At 66.0% G+C, this 16,907-nt stretch carries 13 protein-coding genes; 9 read left to right on the forward strand and 4 right to left on the reverse strand.

Annotated features, from left to right (window positions below):
* The first annotated feature begins 36 nt into the window (after positions 1–36).
* Complete coding sequence (locus AC07XS_RS11555) at positions 37–564, forward strand: DUF2059 domain-containing protein (RefSeq protein ID WP_182714527.1); 528 nt, start codon at positions 37–39, stop codon at positions 562–564.
* Positions 565–642: 78 nt separating this feature from the next.
* Here AC07XS_RS11555 and AC07XS_RS11560 read toward each other — a convergent pair whose 3' ends face one another.
* Entirely contained in the window at positions 643–1,251 is a 609-nt protein-coding gene (locus AC07XS_RS11560; protein ID WP_182714528.1) for an NAD(P)-dependent oxidoreductase, read from the reverse strand.
* Positions 1,252–1,303: 52 nt separating this feature from the next.
* Between AC07XS_RS11560 and AC07XS_RS11565 the strand changes: the two genes are divergently transcribed.
* From AC07XS_RS11565 to rplL, 5 genes are all read left to right on the forward strand, one after another.
* Complete coding sequence (locus tag AC07XS_RS11565; protein ID WP_054765993.1) at positions 1,304–1,714, forward strand: winged helix-turn-helix transcriptional regulator; 411 nt, start codon at positions 1,304–1,306, stop codon at positions 1,712–1,714.
* Between the two features lie 89 nt (positions 1,715–1,803).
* The gene (locus AC07XS_RS11570) at positions 1,804–2,889 is read left to right on the forward strand and encodes an AI-2E family transporter (RefSeq protein ID WP_054765992.1); all 1,086 of its coding nucleotides are present in this window, start codon (positions 1,804–1,806) and stop codon (positions 2,887–2,889) included.
* Between the two features lie 161 nt (positions 2,890–3,050).
* A complete protein-coding gene (locus AC07XS_RS11575) occupies positions 3,051–3,512 on the forward strand; it encodes an NUDIX hydrolase (RefSeq protein ID WP_054765991.1) in 462 nt (153 codons plus the stop codon).
* A gap of 303 nt (positions 3,513–3,815) precedes the next feature.
* Positions 3,816–4,331 (forward strand): 50S ribosomal protein L10, encoded by a 516-nt coding sequence (rplJ, locus tag AC07XS_RS11580; RefSeq protein ID WP_182714529.1) that lies wholly within the window; start codon positions 3,816–3,818, stop codon positions 4,329–4,331.
* 62 nt (positions 4,332–4,393) lie between these two features.
* Positions 4,394–4,780 (forward strand): 50S ribosomal protein L7/L12, encoded by a 387-nt coding sequence (rplL, locus tag AC07XS_RS11585; protein ID WP_152950534.1) that lies wholly within the window; start codon positions 4,394–4,396, stop codon positions 4,778–4,780.
* 124 nt (positions 4,781–4,904) lie between these two features.
* Here the strand turns inward: rplL and AC07XS_RS11590 are convergent, their stop codons facing one another.
* Entirely contained in the window at positions 4,905–5,822 is a 918-nt protein-coding gene (locus AC07XS_RS11590; RefSeq protein ID WP_082382707.1) for a CE1 family esterase, read from the reverse strand.
* A 124-nt stretch (positions 5,823–5,946) separates the two neighbouring features.
* On the opposite strand from AC07XS_RS11590, the gene AC07XS_RS11595 reads away from it, so the two are divergent.
* Positions 5,947–6,627 carry a type 1 glutamine amidotransferase domain-containing protein gene (locus tag AC07XS_RS11595; protein ID WP_054765988.1) on the forward strand — a complete coding sequence of 227 codons (681 nt, stop codon included), beginning with the start codon at positions 5,947–5,949 and terminating at the stop codon, positions 6,625–6,627.
* Positions 6,628–6,640: 13 nt separating this feature from the next.
* Here AC07XS_RS11595 and AC07XS_RS11600 read toward each other — a convergent pair whose 3' ends face one another.
* A complete protein-coding gene (locus AC07XS_RS11600; RefSeq protein ID WP_182714530.1) occupies positions 6,641–7,495 on the reverse strand; it encodes an alpha/beta fold hydrolase in 855 nt (284 codons plus the stop codon).
* A 372-nt stretch (positions 7,496–7,867) separates the two neighbouring features.
* On the opposite strand from AC07XS_RS11600, the gene rpoB reads away from it, so the two are divergent.
* Together rpoB and rpoC are read left to right on the forward strand one after the other, a co-directional pair.
* A complete protein-coding gene (gene rpoB, locus AC07XS_RS11605) occupies positions 7,868–11,983 on the forward strand; it encodes a DNA-directed RNA polymerase subunit beta (RefSeq protein WP_182714531.1) in 4,116 nt (1,371 codons plus the stop codon).
* 149 nt (positions 11,984–12,132) lie between these two features.
* Positions 12,133–16,329 (forward strand): DNA-directed RNA polymerase subunit beta', encoded by a 4,197-nt coding sequence (gene rpoC, locus AC07XS_RS11610; protein ID WP_182714532.1) that lies wholly within the window; start codon positions 12,133–12,135, stop codon positions 16,327–16,329.
* A gap of 69 nt (positions 16,330–16,398) precedes the next feature.
* Here the strand turns inward: rpoC and AC07XS_RS11615 are convergent.
* Positions 16,399–16,907 (reverse strand): hypothetical protein (locus tag AC07XS_RS11615; protein WP_321208089.1); only part of this gene is annotated, 509 nt, incomplete at its 5' end.

Consider the following 16,907-nt stretch of genomic DNA (forward strand, 5'->3'; position numbering starts at 1 on the left):
GGCCCGGCAGGGTGGGCGTCTAACCGGGGGTTTAGGATGAGACACTTTTTCGGCGGGCTGATGTTGGCCCTGACACTGTTCTGCGCGCCGGCCGCCCTGGCCGAGACGCGCGATGACGGCGCGGCGCGGCTGGCGCTCGCAAACAAGTTCGTCTCCTTGATGCAAGGAGAGGAACTGGGCGCCGCCCTGGGTCAGATGACGTCGATGATGATGCCCGCCGAGCTCGAAGGCATGTCCGAAGATGAGGCCGCCAAGTTCCGTGCGGTCATGGGGGAGGTGACGGCGCGCATGATGCCGCGCATGTTCGAGGCCATGGCGCCGATCTACGCCGACATCTTCACTCTGGAAGAACTCCAGGCCCTGGTCGACTTCTATCAGAGCGACGTCGGCCGCTCCATGGTGACCAAGAGCTATCAAGCCGCGCCGCGTTTGGCGGAGGCGGTCCAGGCGATCATGCCGGAAATCATGGCCGAGATGGGCAATGTGCTCTGCGACGAGTTCGAATGCACAGCCGAACAGCGCCGTGAAATGAAGGCGGCGATGTCCCAGGCCGTTGGGCGGTGACTTTCGGGCGACGATCACGGGGACTGTTTCATCTGTGACCTGGAAGACGGCGGCGGATCAAGACCCGCCGCCCAGCCCTCAATAGGCCGCCGTGAAACGCGATCGCGAATGATTGTGCTGCTCCAACTCATCCACCATGGCGATGGCGTAGTCGGCGAAGCTGATGCGGCTCTGTCCGTCGGCGTCGACGATCAACTGATCGGTTCCCGTGCGGAAGACGCCCAGGCGCGGTCCTTCCTCGATGAAGGCCGCAGGGGAGAAGAAGGTCCAGTCGGTTTCGGTCTCGCCCCGCAGATCCTCCAGGAAGGCGACGCCGGGCAGGGCGTAGGGTTTGAATTCTTCCGGAAAATCGGGAGTGTCGATCAGGCGAAGACCGGGCGCGACCTCCAGGCTGCCCGCGCCGCCGGTGACCAGAAGGCGCGGCACGCCCGCAGTCTTCAGCGCCTGAAGCAGGGTCTCGGCCTTGATGTCGTGGTGCAGGGCGCTGATCACGGCGTCGCATCCCTTGATGAGGTTCGCCAAGGCCGCAGCGTCCGAGGCGTCGCCCCCAAGCGCCGTCACGCCGGGCGCTACGGGAATGGCTTCCGGCTTGCGGGCGATCGCCACGACTGAATGGCCGCGAGAGGCCAGCTCCTTGGTGATTTCCGATCCGGCGCGACCGCTGGCGCCCAAGACTGCGATCTTCATGAAAGTCTCCATAGGTTTCCAATAGAGACCAGGTGCGTTATGGAAATCGGCTATGCAAGACGGCACCTTTCTCTCACCTGGTCACCCACTGGAAACCAGACTGCGCGGCGACGTCTTTTGCGCCGCCTGTCCGACGCGCCAGCTCCTGGATCGGATCGCCGACAAATGGAGCACCCTGATCCTGATCGTCCTGGGCGACGGGCCGATGCGTTTCAATGCGCTGAGGCATAGGATCGACGGCGTGTCCCAAAAGATGTTGAGCCAGACCCTGAAGGCTCTGGAGCGCGACGGGCTGGTCTCCCGATCGGTCGCGCCGACCGTGCCCGTGTCCGTCACCTACGCCATGACGCCCTTAGGCCGATCGCTTCTGGCGGCTCTGCAGTCGATGATAGACTGGGCGGAGACCCATATGGACGAGGTGGAGGCGGCCCAGGCCGCCTATGACGGACGCGATCATCCCTGAGTCCCACGAACCTGGTCGAACTCTTTTCGTCATCGCTTCGAACGGCGCCGCTCCGGCGGCGTTGTAGGCAGGCGAAACAAGGGAAGCGAATGTTCGGTTTGGGAAGAGCGGCGCAGGGCGCGCCGGCGGATGAGGGCGGACGCGATCCATGGAAGGGAAGGCTGGCCTTCGGCGCCGTGGTGCTGGTGGGCGTCTATTTCGCCGGCCAACTGATTGTCACGCTACACACCCTATGGTTGTTGGTTTTCGGTGCAATTCTGGCCGCGGTCGTTCTGAGGGCCCTAGCCGACCCTATCGTCCGGTGGTTCAACCTGCCCGATCCCGCTGCGGTTCTGCTGTCCCTGTTGATCGTCATTTCGATCCTGGCGGGGGTTCTGACCCTCTTTGGCGCCCAGATCGCCGAACAGATCGCGGCCCTTGTGGCGGTGCTGCCTCAGGGCTGGGATCGGGTGCAGTCCTGGATTCAGGCCCAGCCCTACGCCGCCCAACTGCTTGACCAGCTGAAGAGTCTGGGCGGACAGACGGGGCAGGCGCTGCAAGTGGCGCAGAAGTTCGCAGTGGGCTTCGCCTCCGGGGCCACCACCTTGGTTCTGGTGATGGTGGCCGGGGTTTTCCTGGCCATCGAGCCCGCCAAATCGCGCGAGGGCCTTCTGTCCCTGGCGCCCAAGACCCACCGGCCGCGCCTGCGCGAGGTGCTGAACAGCTGCGGCCGCGCCTTGAAGGGGTGGTTGAAGGCGCAGCTGTTCTCGATGGTGCTGGTCGGGGTCTTGACGGGGACGGGACTGGCGCTGATCGGCGTGCCCTCGGCGGTGGGTCTGGGGCTGCTGACGGGCGTGGCGCAGTTCGTGCCGATCGTCGGCCCCATCGTCTCCACCATCCCGGCGGTCCTGGTGGGCGCGACCCAGGGCTGGGAGACCGCCTTGATGACCCTGGGGCTTTACGTCGCCGTTTCCCAGCTGGAGAGCAACTTCATCACCCCCATGGTGCAGAAGAACGTCGCCAATCTGCCGGTGGTCCTGGGCATCTTCGCCGTCGTGGGGATAGGAACGCTTTTCGGGCCGCTGGGGGTCCTGTTCGCAACGCCCCTGGCCCTGGTTCTGCACACCGTCATCACCATGATTTACCGACAGGACATTCTGGGCGACGAGGAGGCGACGGCGCCTGGCCAAACCTGATCCCTTATCGGGTTTACCAGTGTCTTGACGCCGCCTGCCGGATGACGTTTGGGAAGATGTGGTCGATCGACCGTCTTGGTACGGATGGTCGGGCGAGCCGGGGACGAGGCAAGGGGTCTCGACCGGTCTTTCGGCCTTCTGCGGTGGAAGGGATCTGACGTATGGCCAGCGGAGCCAAGCGCACGGCGCGCTCGGAAATGCGTCAGGTGGCGGCCCTGCCCTGGCGGGTGGAGGAGGGCGAGCGCCGAATCCTCATGATCACGTCGCGCCAGACCGGACGCTGGGTCATACCCAAGGGCGGCCGTATGGCCGGCAAGACCGACGCCCAGGCGGCGGTGCAGGAGGCTCTGGAGGAGGCGGGCGTCAAGGGGGCCGTCGAAGACGCGCCCATCGGCGTCTTTCGCTACGCCAAGACCCTGAAGGACGGTGGGCAGCGCAAATGCGTGGTCTCCGTCTATCCGCTGCAGGTGCTGATCCAGCTCGGAGCCTGGCCTGAGGACCATCAGCGCCAGCGGCGATGGATGACGCCGCAAGCCGCGGCGGCGGCGGTCAACGAACCGGATCTGGCGGCCTTGATCCTCGAATTCGCCGCAACCCTGCCGACGGACGAACAGCCGGCTTGATTTCGCCGGGCCGCGCCTGTATTAGCGCGCCTTCCCGTCACAGGTTCACGCCTTTGACGGTCCTGTCCGAGAACTTCGGGGCGTGGGGGTCACCCAGGCCGTAACTGTCAGAGAGCCCTCTGGCGCCGTGGGGAGATGGGGACGCGACCTTGCCGATGTCAGCCCGCATTCCGGGACGGACGCAGTCAGACGCATCCTTCGGACAATAAGACCGGCCTCAACGCTTCGCAGCGATGCGCGGCGCTTTGGCCAATCCGTCGTCGGGAATAAGCCCGGCGGCGAATACCAAGACTGGAGACCGCAATGGACCGCGCACAAAAGGCCGAGTCGATCGAGACGCTCAAGAGCGTGTTCGCCGACGCCGGCTCCGTGGTCGTGACCCACAACCTGGGTCTGACCGTTGCGGAAATGGAAGATCTGCGCGGCCGTCTTCGCAAAGAAGGCGGCGCGTTCAAGGTGGTCAAGAACCGCCTGGCGCTGAAGGCGCTCGAAGCCGAAGAAGGCAGCGACTACCACGGCCTGTTCAAGGGCCCCGTGGGCATCGCCTATGCCGAGAACCCGGGCACGGCCGCCAAGGTCGCCACCGAGTTCGCCAAGGCCAATGATCGTTTCAAGATCATCGGCGGCTTCATGGGCGAAACCGTCGTCGATCAGAAGGGTGTCGAGGCTCTCTCGAAACTCCCGACGCTCGACGAAGTCCGCGCTCAGCTCATCGGCCTGCTCAACGCGCCCGCGACCAAGGTCGCCGGCGTGCTGCAAGCGCCCGCCGGTCAGCTGGCTCGCGTGTTCAACGCCTACGCCACCAAGGAAGCCGCGTAAGCGGCGGACCCTTTCATCTCTGCATCATTCTCTGAAACCAATCCTCCGAAGGAAAACTGACAATGGCCGACCTCGCCAAGATCGTCGAAGACCTGTCCGCGCTTACCGTTCTGGAAGCCGCTGAACTCTCCAAGCTGCTGGAAGAAAAGTGGGGCGTTTCCGCCGCCGCTCCGGTCGCCATGGCCATGCCGGCCGGCGGCGGCGCCGCTGCTCCGGCTGAAGCCGCTGAAGAGCAAACCGAGTTCACCGTCGTCCTGGTCGACGGCGGCGACAAGAAGATCAACGTCATCAAGGAAGTCCGCGGCGTCCGTTCGGACCTGGGTCTGAAGGAAGCCAAGGACCTGGTCGAAGGCGCTCCGCAGAACGTCGTCGAAAACGTCTCCAAGCAACAAGCCGACGAGATCGCCAAGAAGCTGACGGAAGCCGGCGCCAAGGTCCAGATCAAGTAATCTGGGTCTCAGCTCCGCTGAAGATCGGAAAGGCCCGGCGGGAAACCGCCGGGCCTTTTAGTTGGCCTACCGCGCTTCGCGCTGCTTGAGGCCCGTGAGCGCTATGGCTGGGGCCTAGTCCGTATCAGTTCTGCGGGCGTGTCCGCGCGGCGAAGAAGGCCCACATGGCGTCGTTGTCGGCGACCCAGCTGTGGCCCCCGCCGGCGGTGATGCGGCCGACGACGTCGGCGCCGTCTCGGCAGGCGGCATAGCCTTCTTCATAGACCTGGGCCGTGACCCAGACGGTGGGACGCGGGGCCGCGCAGCCGTTCAACTGGGCCCAGCGCTGTTCGGCCGCATGCATGGTGTAGCTCCAATATGGGGCGCCGCCGCCCTGGATCGGATTGGTGGTGTCGGCGTCGCCGGCGAAGGCCATCACCGGCATGGGGCGCGACGGCCGGCAGGTGGCGGGATCAGGGCGCTGAGGATCACGCCGATCGGGCCGTCCGGCGCGCAGCCCGACCACGGGAGCGATGGCGGCGAACCGGTCCGCGGCCGCGCAGCCCAGCCAGGAGGTCATCCGGCCGCCGCCCGACAGGCCGGTCGCATAGACCCTGGACGGGTCAATACAGCCCTGATCGGCCAGGGCGTCGATGGTCTCGGTCATGAAGGCGACATCGTCGGCGTCGTTCGGGCCGGGAATCGTCCCCGCTATGGTGGGCACGCCCGGCACGTTCCAGACGAAGCCGCGCTCCACCGGAATGCCGCCGTCGGGCGCAATGACGATGAAGCCGTGCCGATCCGCCGTCTCGGCCAAACCCGAGGACGCCAGAATTTCGGCGCCCGTGCCGCCGCTGCCGTGCAGCAGAAAGACCAGGGGAGCGGGGCGGTTCGGGTCAAATCCGCGCGGCGTATGAAGCTGAACCGTCCGACCGTTCGGACCCAGGGCCAGGGCGCGGGTCGTTCCGGCCGGCGCCAGGCCGCAATCGGCCCGAGCGGCTGAAGCCGACGCCAATACACCCATCACAAGAGGCAGGGCCAGGGCCGCGATCCACGCTCTCATCCGTCCGTCTCCATTGGGGGCAGGGAAGGGGGCAGGCTTGCCCCAGGCCGACAGGCGTCGCAAGCGCGGCCTTGGCGGATCGGTTCGGCTTCCCATCTGTTACGCCTGAAAAGGAGCCCCCGAAATGAAGATCCTGATGGTGCTGACCTCGCACGACCAGCTCGGCGACACCGGCAAGAAGACCGGTTTCTGGCTGGAGGAACTGGCCGCCCCCTATTATGCGCTCAAGGACGCCGGGGCCGAGATCGTCCTGGCCTCGCCCAAGGGCGGTCAGCCGCCGCTGGACCCCAAGAGCGACGATCCCGACGCACAGACCGAGGACACGCGCCGCTTCAAGGCCGATGCCGAGGCCCAGGCCGCCCTGGGCTCGACCGTCGAACTGTCGTCGGTCAAGGCCGAGGATTTCGACGCGGTCTTCTATCCGGGCGGCCACGGACCGCTGTGGGACCTCGCCAACGATCCGGCCTCAATCGCCCTGATCGAAGCCTTCGCCAAGGCGGACAAGCCGACGGGCTTGGTCTGCCACGCGCCGGGCGTTCTGAAGTCGGTCAACGGTCCGGACGGACAGCCCTTGGTCAACGGCCGCAAGGTCACGGGCTTCACCAATACCGAGGAGGAGGCTGTCGGCCTGACGGCCGTGGTGCCCTTCCTGGTCGAGAACGTGCTGAGCGCCAACGGCGGCGACTATTCGCGCGGCCCCGACTGGGGCTCCCATGTCGTCGTGGACGGCAAGCTGGTTACCGGTCAGAACCCCGCCTCCTCGCGCGACGCGGCGGAGGCCCTGCTGCAACTGCTGAAGTCCTGAGACTTAGGGCTCGTCAGAGCCCGTCCAGGGCGGCGGCCATGCGCGGTTTGAAATCGGCCTGTTGCGGCACGTCGCCATGGTCAGCCTGAGGGAAGAGCAGATGTTCGACCCTGAGACCCTCGGTCCTCAGTTCGCGCGCCAGACGGCGGCTGAGCGCCGGGGGCAGGGTCTTGTCGCGTCCGGCCTCCAGCACCACCACCTTGCCGGAATAGGTTTTGAGCGCCGCCGGCACGTCGATAGCATCCAGGTTCGGGGCGATGTTCACCCGAACGAAGGGGCGGGCCCAGCCGACCATCGTGTCCACCGCCGCACGCGTGCTGGGGGTGGTGGTTTCCAGAACGAGGGCGTCGGCTTTCATATAGGCGGCGGCCTGGGCGCAGACGGGGCCGCCCAGGGAATGGCCCCAGGCGATCAGCTTGCGGCCTTCGGCCTCGGCCTGGGCGCGCGCCGCGTCCGCGACTGCGACGCCGGCGGCGAGAAAATTGGCGTAGTCCGCCTGGCCCGCCGTATCGCCATAGCCCGGATAGTCGAACATCAACACGTCGCCGAACGGCGCCAGCTCATTGGCGACCGTCCCGGCGCCGCTGCTGCGCCGAAACAGGTTGCCGCCGCAGTACAGGATCAGGGGCGCGTCGCGGCGGCCGGTCCTGATCCGCGTGGTCCCAATGTCGCCGCCCGCATACCTCAGTCGAACGACTTCGGCGGGGAAGACCATGGGGGCGTCGGTCGGCAGGTCGATCTTTTCGGCCGCCACGCGCGCGTCCGGATAGAAGAAGGCGTCCTCCGGCACGTCCAGCGACAGGCAGCCGCCCAGCAGCAGGGCGCACAAGGCCGAGGCGACAGCGCATTGACGAGCGTGGTTCTGCATCTGAGCGGTTCCCCCTGACGCCATCTCTTCGGCGCGACTCGCCGCTCCGTCAATCCGCCTTAAATGCCTTGGCGAATGGGCGCGAAAATATGGGGCAGGGGCCTTTATTTCGCCGCGGAAGCGAGTATATGTCCGCGTTCCGCAACACTCTTAAAGAGTCTGCGCGCAAGCGCCGAGGCCCGGTCCGTCGCCCTCCGACCGGAGCGAAGGCGCGGCTCCTTCCCCAGGGAGCCGGTACATTTCAGGCGTCCTGGCCCGGCAGCGGGTCGAGGGTGGACGCCGAAAACCTGGCTGCGGACGCTGAAAACGCGCGCCGTGGCTGCTGCATTTCGCGCGCGGCTTCCCCGGGTCGTGCGTCATGGGAAACACTGAATGACTGACGTCGCCCACGATCTCGCCATCAACGGTCAGATCGCTTCCGCCACTTCGTTCACCGGCAAGAAGCGCATCCGCAAATCCTTCGGACGTATTCCCGAAGCGGTGCAGATGCCGAACCTGATCGAGGTCCAGCGCGCCTCCTACGAACAGTTCCTGCAACGCGAGGTCCGTCCGGGCCAGCGCAAGGAGCAGGGCATCGAGGCGGTCTTCAAGTCGGTGTTCCCGATCAAGGACTTCAACGAACGCGCCATCTTGGAATACGTCTCCTACGAGTTCGAAGATCCGAAGTACGACGTCGAGGAGTGCATTCAGCGCGACATGACCTATGCCGCGCCGCTGAAGGTCAAGCTGCGCCTGATCGTCTTTGAGACCGACGAGGAAACGGGAGCCCGTTCGGTCAAGGACATCAAGGAGCAGGACGTCTACATGGGCGACATCCCGCTCATGACGGACAAGGGCACCTTCATCGTCAACGGCACCGAGCGCGTGATCGTCTCGCAGATGCACCGTTCGCCGGGCGTCTTCTTCGACCACGACAAGGGCAAGACGCACAGCTCGGGCAAGCTGCTGTTCGCCGCGCGCGTCATCCCCTACCGCGGCTCCTGGCTGGACTTCGAGTTCGACGCCAAGGACGTGGTCTATGTGCGCATCGACCGCCGCCGCAAGCTGCCGGCCACGACCTTCCTGATGGGTCTGGGCATGGACGGCGAAGAGATCCTGAAGACCTTCTACGAGACCGTGCCCTACGAGAAGCGCGGCGAGGGCTGGGTCACCCCGTACAAGGCCGAACGTTGGCGCGGCGTGAAGCCGGAGTTCGACCTGATCGACGCCGACACCGGCGAAGTGGTCGCCCAGGCCGGCCAGAAGATCAGCGCCCGCGCCGCCAAGAAGCTGGGTGAAACGGTCAAGTCGCTGTCGCTGGCGGCCGACGCCCTGGTGACCAAGTATCTGGCGAACGACGCCGTCAACTTCGAGACCGGCGAAATCTTCGCCGAGGCCGGGGACGAGCTGGACGCCGCCACCATCGCGGTGCTGGAAGAGAACGGCTTCACCACCATCGAGGTGCTGGACATCGACCACGTCACGGTCGGCGCCTATATGCGCAACACCCTGCGCATCGACAAGAACGACAATCGCGAGGACGCCCTGTTCGACGTCTATCGCGTGATGCGTCCGGGCGAGCCGCCCACCCCGGAAGCCGCCGAAGCCATGTTCAACTCGCTGTTCTTCGACAGCGAGCGCTACGACCTGTCGGCCGTGGGCCGGGTCAAGATGAACATGCGTCTGGAGACCCCCGAGGTCTCGGACGAGATCCGCGTCCTGCGCAAGGAGGACGTGCTGAAGGTGTTGCAGATCCTGGTCGGGCTGAAGGACGGCCGCGGCGAGATCGACGATATCGACAACCTGGGCAACCGCCGGGTCCGTTCGGTCGGCGAACTGCTGGAGAATCAGTACCGCGTCGGCCTGCTGCGGATGGAGCGCGCCATCAAGGAGCGCATGTCCTCGGTCGATATCGACACGGTCATGCCGCACGACCTGATCAACGCCAAGCCGGCCGCTGCGGCGGTTCGCGAATTCTTCGGCTCGTCGCAGCTGTCGCAGTTCATGGACCAGACGAACCCGCTGTCGGAAATCACCCACAAGCGTCGTTTGTCGGCGCTTGGCCCGGGCGGTCTGACGCGTGAGCGCGCGGGCTTCGAAGTCCGCGACGTCCACCCGACCCACTATGGCCGCATCTGCCCGATCGAAACGCCGGAAGGCCCGAACATCGGCCTGATCAACTCCCTGGCCACCCACGCCCGCGTCAACAAGTACGGCTTCATCGAGAGCCCGTACCGCCGCGTGAAGGACGGCAAGGCCCAGGGCGAGGTGGTCTACATCTCCGCCATGGAGGAGTCGAAGTACACGATCGCCCAGGCGAACATCGAACTGAAGGACGGGGTGATCGTCGAGGACCTGGTCCCCGGCCGGATCAACGGCGAATCCCAGCTCCTGAACAAGGACGCGGTGGACATGATGGACGTGTCGCCGAAACAGGTCGTTTCGGTCGCCGCCGCCCTGATCCCGTTCCTCGAAAACGACGACGCCAACCGCGCACTGATGGGCGCGAACATGCAACGTCAGGCCGTGCCTCTGGTGCAGTCGGACGCGCCCCTGGTCGGCACCGGCATGGAAGCGGTCGTGGCCGTGGACTCCGGCGCCGTGGTGGTGGCCCGTCGTGACGGCGTCGTCGAACAGATCGACGGCACCCGGATCGTCGTGCGCGCCACCGGCGAGGTGGACGCCGCCCGCTCGGGCGTCGACATCTATCGCCTGTCGAAGTTCCAGCGTTCGAACCAGTCGACCTGCATCAACCAGCGCCCGATCGTGCGCGTGGGCGATGCGGTGAAGGCCGGCGACGTGATCGCCGACGGCCCGTCGACGGACCTGGGCGAACTGGCCCTGGGCCGCAACGCCCTGGTCGCCTTCATGCCCTGGAACGGCTACAACTTCGAAGACTCCATCCTGATCTCCGAGCGCATCGTGCGCGACGACGTCTTCACCTCCATCCACCTCGAGGAGTTCGAGGTGATGGCGCGCGATACGAAGCTCGGGCCGGAGGAAATCACCCGCGACATCCCCAACGTCGGCGAGGAAGCCCTGCGCAACCTCGACGAGGCGGGCATCGTGGCCATCGGCGCCGAGGTCCAGCCGGGCGACATCCTGGTCGGCAAGGTGACGCCGAAGGGGGAGTCGCCCATGACCCCGGAAGAGAAGCTGCTGCGCGCCATCTTCGGCGAGAAGGCTTCCGACGTGCGCGACACCTCCCTGCGCCTGCCGCCCGGCGTCGCCGGCACGATCGTCGACGTCCGCGTCTTCAACCGTCACGGCGTGGACAAGGACGAACGCGCCCTGGCCATCGAACGCGCCGAGATCGAACGCCTGGGCAAGGACCGCGACGACGAGCTCAAGATTCTGGAGCGTAACGTCTACGGCCGTCTGAAGCCGCTGCTGCTGGGCAAGACCGCCGTGTCGGGTCCGAAGGGCATCGGTCGCGGCGAGCTGACCGAAGAGAAGCTGGCCGAGGTCAGCCGCGGCCTGTGGTGGCAGATCGCCCTGGACGACGAAAAGGCCATGGGCGAGCTGGAGGCGATGAAGCGCCAGTTCGAGGACGCGCGTAAGCAACTGGACCGTCGTTTCGAAGACAAGGTCGAGAAGCTGCAACGCGGCGACGAACTGCCCCCCGGCGTGATGAAGATGGTCAAGGTCTTCGTGGCCGTGAAGCGCAAGCTTCAGCCCGGCGACAAGATGGCCGGCCGTCACGGCAACAAGGGCGTCATCTCCAAGATCCTGCCGATCGAGGACATGCCGCACCTGGAGGACGGCACCCACGTGGACGTGGTTCTGAACCCGCTGGGCGTGCCTTCGCGCATGAACATCGGCCAGATCTTCGAGACCCACCTGGGTTGGGCCGCCGCCGGCCTGGGCAAGCAGATCTCCGGTCTGCTGGAAGCCTGGCAAGCGGGTGGTCAGAAGCAGGCGCTGATTGATCGTCTGACCGAAATCTACGGCCCGGAAACCCCGCTGCCGGAAGACGAGGAAGAGCTGATCGAACTGGCGAAGAACCTGTCCAAGGGCGTGCCCTTCGCGACTCCGGTCTTCGACGGCGCGCACATCGGCGACATCGAGCGTCTGCTGGAAGAGGCCGGCCTGCACAAGTCGGCCCAGTCGATCCTGTACGACGGTCAGACCGGCGAGCAGTTCAAGCGTCCGGTCACGGTCGGCTACATCTATATGCTGAAGCTGCACCACCTGGTCGACGACAAGATCCACGCCCGCTCGATCGGCCCGTACTCGCTGGTCACCCAGCAGCCGCTGGGCGGCAAGGCGCAGTTCGGCGGTCAGCGCTTCGGGGAAATGGAGGTCTGGGCTCTGGAAGCCTACGGCGCCGCCTACACCCTGCAGGAGATGCTGACGGTGAAGTCCGACGACGTGGCCGGCCGGACCAAGGTCTACGAGGCCATCGTCCGCGGCGACGACAGCTTCGAGGCCGGCATTCCCGAGAGCTTCAACGTGCTCATCAAGGAAATGCGTTCGCTGGGTCTGAACGTGGAGCTGGAGAACAGCTGAGGCGCGTAGCGCCTCAGAGTGGCGAGTAATGAGTGGCGAGTGGCGAGTGAAGAAATTCAGCGCCGTGATCCCCCTTCTTACTCGCCACTCACCACTCGCCACTCGCCACTAAGTTTTTCGCGGTCTCCGACCGCAGCAAGGAACCCAAGATGAACCAGGAAGTCCTGAACATCTTCAACCCGGTCCCGGTCACCCCGACCTTCGACCAGATCAAGATCGCCCTGGCCTCGCCGGAGAAGATCCGGTCGTGGTCGTTCGGCGAGATCAAGAAGCCGGAAACCATCAACTACCGCACGTTCAAGCCCGAGCGTGACGGCCTGTTCTGCGCCCGTATCTTTGGCCCGACCAAGGACTACGAATGCCTGTGCGGCAAGTACAAGCGCATGAAGTACAAGGGCATCATCTGCGAGAAGTGCGGGGTTGAAGTCACCCTGGCCCGCGTCCGTCGCGAGCGGATGGGCCACATCGACCTGGCCGCCCCGGTCGCCCACATCTGGTTCCTGAAGTCGCTGCCCAGCCGCATCTCGCTGATGCTGGACATGGCGCTGAAGGACGTCGAGCGCGTCCTGTATTTCGAGAACTACATCGTCACCGAGCCGGGCCTGACCCCGTTGAAGCAGAACCAGCTGCTGACGGAAGACGAGTTCTATCGCTACCAGGAAGAATACGGCGACGACGGCTTCACCGCCGAAATCGGCGCCGAGGCCGTCCGCAACCTGCTGATGGGCATCGACCTGAACGCCGAGGCCGAGAAGCACCGCGCCGAACTGGCCGACAACCCGTCGGAAATGAAGGCCAAGAAGGCGTCCAAGCGCCTGAAGCTGATCGAGGCCTTCCTGGAATCGGGCAACAAGCCCGAGTGGATGATCCTGACCATCGTGCCGGTCATTCCGCCGGAGCTGCGTCCTCTGGTGCCGCTGGACGGCGGTCGTTTCGCGACCTCCGACCTGAACGACCTCTATCGTCGCGTCATCAACCGGAACAACCGTCTGAAGCGCCTGATGGAGCTGCGGGCTCCGGACATCATCATCCGCAACGAAAAGCGGATGCTGCAGGAATCGGTCGACGCCCTGTTCGACAACGGCCGCCGCGGCCGCGTCATCACCGGCGCCAACAAGCGTCCGCTGAAGTCGCTCGCCGACATGCTGAAGGGCAAGCAGGGGCGCTTCCGCCAGAACCTGCTCGGCAAGCGGGTCGACTATTCGGGCCGTTCGGTGATCACCGTGGGTCCGGAGCTGAAGCTGCACGAGTGCGGCCTGCCCAAGAAGATGGCGCTGGAGCTGTTCAAGCCCTTCATCTACGCGCGCCTGGACGCCAAGGGCCTGTCGGGCACCGTCAAACAGTCCAAGCGCATGGTGGAGCGCGAACAGCCCGCCGTCTGGGACATCCTGGACGAGGTCATCCGCGAGCACCCGGTGCTGCTGAACCGCGCCCCGACCCTGCACCGTCTGGGCATTCAGGCGTTCGAGCCCAAGCTGATCGAGGGCAAGGCCATCCGCCTGCACCCCCTGGTCTGCACCGCCTTCAACGCCGACTTCGACGGCGACCAGATGGCCGTTCACGTGCCGCTGAGCCTCGAGGCCCAGCTGGAAGCGCGCGTCCTGATGATGTCGACCAACAACATCCTGTCGCCCGCCAACGGCAAGCCGATCATCGTGCCGTCGCAGGACATCGTCCTGGGTCTGTACTATCTGTCGCTGGTCAAGGACGGCGAGCCGGGCGAGGGCAAGCTGTTCGCCAACATCGGCGAGATCGACGCCGCTTTGGACGCCAAGGTCGTGACCCTGCACAGCCGCATCAAGGCGCGCTGGACCGAGCTGGACGCCGAGGGCAAGGAGGTGACCAAGGTCATCGACACCACGCCGGGCCGGATGAAGCTGGCCGCCCTGCTGCCGCGCAACCCGAACGTCGGCTATCGCCTGCTCGAGAAGAACCTGACCAAGAAGGAGATCGGGAACCTGATCGACGTGGTCTATCGCCACTGCGGTCAGAAGGCGACGGTCATCTTCGCCGACCAGATGATGGGTCTGGGCTTCCGCGAGGCCGCCAAGGCGGGCATCTCGTTCGGCAAGGACGACATCGTCATTCCGGCGAAGAAGGCCGAGCTGGTCGCCGAAACCCGCACCCAGGTCGAGGAGTACGAACAACAGTACGCCGACGGCCTGATCACGCGCGGCGAGAAGTACAACAAGGTCGTCGACGCCTGGGCCAAGGCCACGGACCGGATCGCCGACGCCATGATGGGCGAGATCGCGCAGCCGCGCGTGCTGATCGAGGGCGAAAACCCCGACATCAACTCGGTCTATATGATGGCCAACTCCGGCGCCCGTGGTTCGCAGGCCCAGATGAAGCAACTGGGCGGCATGCGCGGCCTGATGGCCAAGCCTTCCGGCGAGATCATCGAGACGCCGATCACCTCGAACTTCAAGGAGGGCCTGACCGTCCTTGAATACTTCAACTCGACCCACGGCGCCCGTAAGGGTCTGGCCGACACCGCGCTGAAAACCGCCAACTCGGGTTATCTGACCCGTCGTCTGGTGGACGTGGCGCAGGACTCGATCGTCACCGAGCAGGACTGCGGCTCGACCCGGGGCATCACCCTGCGTGCGGTGATGGAGGGCGGCGACGTCCTGGTCTCGCTGGGACAGCGCGTCCTGGGCCGTTATGCGGCCGAGGACATCAAGGAGCCGGGCACGGACACGGTCCTGTTCCCCGCCGACACCTATCTGGTCGAGGAAGTCGTCGAGGCCATCGAGGCCGCCGGTGTCCAGTCGGTGAAGGTGCGTTCGGCCCTGACCTGCGAAGCCGAGGCCGGCATCTGCGCCCACTGCTACGGCCGTGACCTGGCGCGCGGCACCAACGTCAACATCGGCGAAGCGGTCGGCGTTATCGCCGCCCAGTCGATCGGCGAGCCGGGCACCCAGCTGACCATGCGGACTTTCCACATCGGCGGCACGGCCCAGGTGGCGGAAACCTCCTTCATGGAGGCGACCAACGCCGGTACGGCCAAGGTCACCGGCCCGACCGTCGTTGCGGCCCACGGCGACCTGGTGGCCATGAGCCGCAACGTCATCGTGACCGTGGTCGTGGACGGCAAGGACCGCGAGACGCACAAGGCCCCTTACGGCGCCCGCATCCGCGTCAAGGACGGCGATCCGGTCAAGAAGGGCCAACGCCTGGCCGAGTGGGACCCCTACACCACCCCGATCCTGACGGAAGTCGGCGGCGTGGTGCGCTTCGAGGACCTGGTCGAGGGCCTGTCGGTCAAGGAAGAGACCGACGAAGCCACCGGCATCGCCCAGCGCGTCGTCAGCGACTGGCGCGCCAGCCCGCGCGGTTCGGACCTGCGTCCGGCCATGGGCATCACCCTGGGCGACGCCTACGCCAAGCTGTCGTCGGGCTCCGACGCCCGCTATCTGCTGCCCGTCGGCGCGGTTCTGTCCGTGGCGAACGGCGACGAGGTCAAGCCGGGCGAGATCATCGCCCGCGTTCCGACCGAAGGCGCCAAGACCCGCGACATCACCGGCGGTCTGCCGCGCGTGGCCGAACTGTTCGAAGCCCGTCGTCCGAAGGACTGCGCCGTCATCGCCGAGATGGACGGTCGCGTGGAGTTCGGTCGCGACTACAAGAACAAGCGCCGCATCAAGATCACGCCGGAGCCCAACGCCGACGGCGTCCAGGGCGAACCCGTCGAGTTCCTGATCCCGAAGGGCAAGCACATCTCCGTCCACGACGGCGATCTGATCCAGAAGGGCGACTACATCATCGACGGCAACCCGGACCCGCACGATCTGCTGCGCATCCAGGGCGTCGAGGCGCTGGCTGAGTATCTGGTGAACGAAGTGCAGGAGGTCTACCGACTGCAGGGCGTGCCGATCAACGACAAGCACATCGAAGTCATCGTGCGTCAGATGCTGCAGAAGGTCGAGGTGATCGACGCCGGTGAAACCACCCTGATCCGCGGCGACACGGTCGAGGTGGCGGAAGCCGCTCTGGAGAACGCCAAGGTCGAGAAGCGCGGCGGTCGTCCGGCCATCACCCAGCCGGTTCTGCTGGGCATCACCAAGGCGTCGCTGCAGACCCGCAGCTTCATCTCGGCGGCCTCTTTCCAGGAGACTACGCGCGTCCTCACCGAGGCTTCGGTCCACGGCAAGAAGGACATGCTGGAAGGCCTGAAGGAGAACGTCATCGTCGGCCGCCTGATCCCGGCGGGCACGGGCGCCTATCTGCGCTCGCTGCAGAAGATCGCCAACGAGCGCGACGCCGAACTGACCCAGGCCCGCGAAGACGCGATCGAGCCCCTGCCGGCCGATCTGCAACTGGAGCTGGAGAGCAGCGAAGGCTGATCTCCGGGTTCGGATTTGATGAACTGAAGAGGGCGGCGCCGGCGACGGGGCCGCCCCTTCTTTTATGCGTCAGTCCTTCCAGCGCTCCCTAGGGGCCGAGGCGCCGGGGGTGACAGGGGCGCCGGCGGCGCGGTGGCCGTCGCGGCCTGTCTGTACGTTCTGGCGGGAATCCGGCGCCAGGGACGGGTCCAGGTGGGCGCCCGCACAGCCCGTGCCGAAGTTCGAGCCGACACAGTCCGCCGGACCGACGACTCCGACCCCGCCGGACAGGGGACGGCGCGTCGCCTCCCACTCCGCCAAACGGCGCGCGCCCTCGCGGGCGAAGCGGGCGTCGCGCTCGGGGTTGCCCGAGCCGGTGATGGGCGCCGCGTTCTCGGCCCTTCGGGCGAACTCATTGCGGCAATGCTGACGTTCCATCTCGTTCAGCAGGTCAGGCGAGGCGCAGCCGGGCAGGCCCTGGCGCAGGGTGCGGGCCATGGCCCCGCTGCGGTTTGAAGGATCGACCCGCCAGACGTCGGCCGGCGGCGGCGCGCCCGGCGGCGTCGGGGCGGCGAGGCGGGGACGCAGGGGGGCAGGGC

It is taken from the genome of Brevundimonas sp. GW456-12-10-14-LB3 (assembly GCF_059424365.1).

What these genes read in the sequence shown, in the direction of transcription:
- rpoB (WP_182714531.1), top strand. Translation starts at nt 7,868, where the DNA reads ATGACTGACGTCGCCCACGATCTCGCCATCAACGGTCAGATCGCTTCC.
- AC07XS_RS11570 (WP_054765992.1), top strand. Translation starts at nt 1,804, where the DNA reads ATGTTCGGTTTGGGAAGAGCGGCGCAGGGCGCGCCGGCGGATGAGGGC.
- AC07XS_RS11575 (WP_054765991.1), top strand. Translation starts at nt 3,051, where the DNA reads ATGGCCAGCGGAGCCAAGCGCACGGCGCGCTCGGAAATGCGTCAGGTG.
- AC07XS_RS11595 (WP_054765988.1), top strand. Translation starts at nt 5,947, where the DNA reads ATGAAGATCCTGATGGTGCTGACCTCGCACGACCAGCTCGGCGACACC.
- AC07XS_RS11590 (WP_082382707.1), bottom strand. Translation starts at nt 5,822, where the DNA reads ATGAGAGCGTGGATCGCGGCCCTGGCCCTGCCTCTTGTGATGGGTGTA.
- AC07XS_RS11600 (WP_182714530.1), bottom strand. Translation starts at nt 7,495, where the DNA reads ATGCAGAACCACGCTCGTCAATGCGCTGTCGCCTCGGCCTTGTGCGCC.
- AC07XS_RS11560 (WP_182714528.1), bottom strand. Translation starts at nt 1,251, where the DNA reads ATGAAGATCGCAGTCTTGGGCGCCAGCGGTCGCGCCGGATCGGAAATC.
- rplL (WP_152950534.1), top strand. Translation starts at nt 4,394, where the DNA reads ATGGCCGACCTCGCCAAGATCGTCGAAGACCTGTCCGCGCTTACCGTT.
- rplJ (WP_182714529.1), top strand. Translation starts at nt 3,816, where the DNA reads ATGGACCGCGCACAAAAGGCCGAGTCGATCGAGACGCTCAAGAGCGTG.
- AC07XS_RS11555 (WP_182714527.1), top strand. Translation starts at nt 37, where the DNA reads ATGAGACACTTTTTCGGCGGGCTGATGTTGGCCCTGACACTGTTCTGC.
- AC07XS_RS11565 (WP_054765993.1), top strand. Translation starts at nt 1,304, where the DNA reads ATGCAAGACGGCACCTTTCTCTCACCTGGTCACCCACTGGAAACCAGA.
- rpoC (WP_182714532.1), top strand. Translation starts at nt 12,133, where the DNA reads ATGAACCAGGAAGTCCTGAACATCTTCAACCCGGTCCCGGTCACCCCG.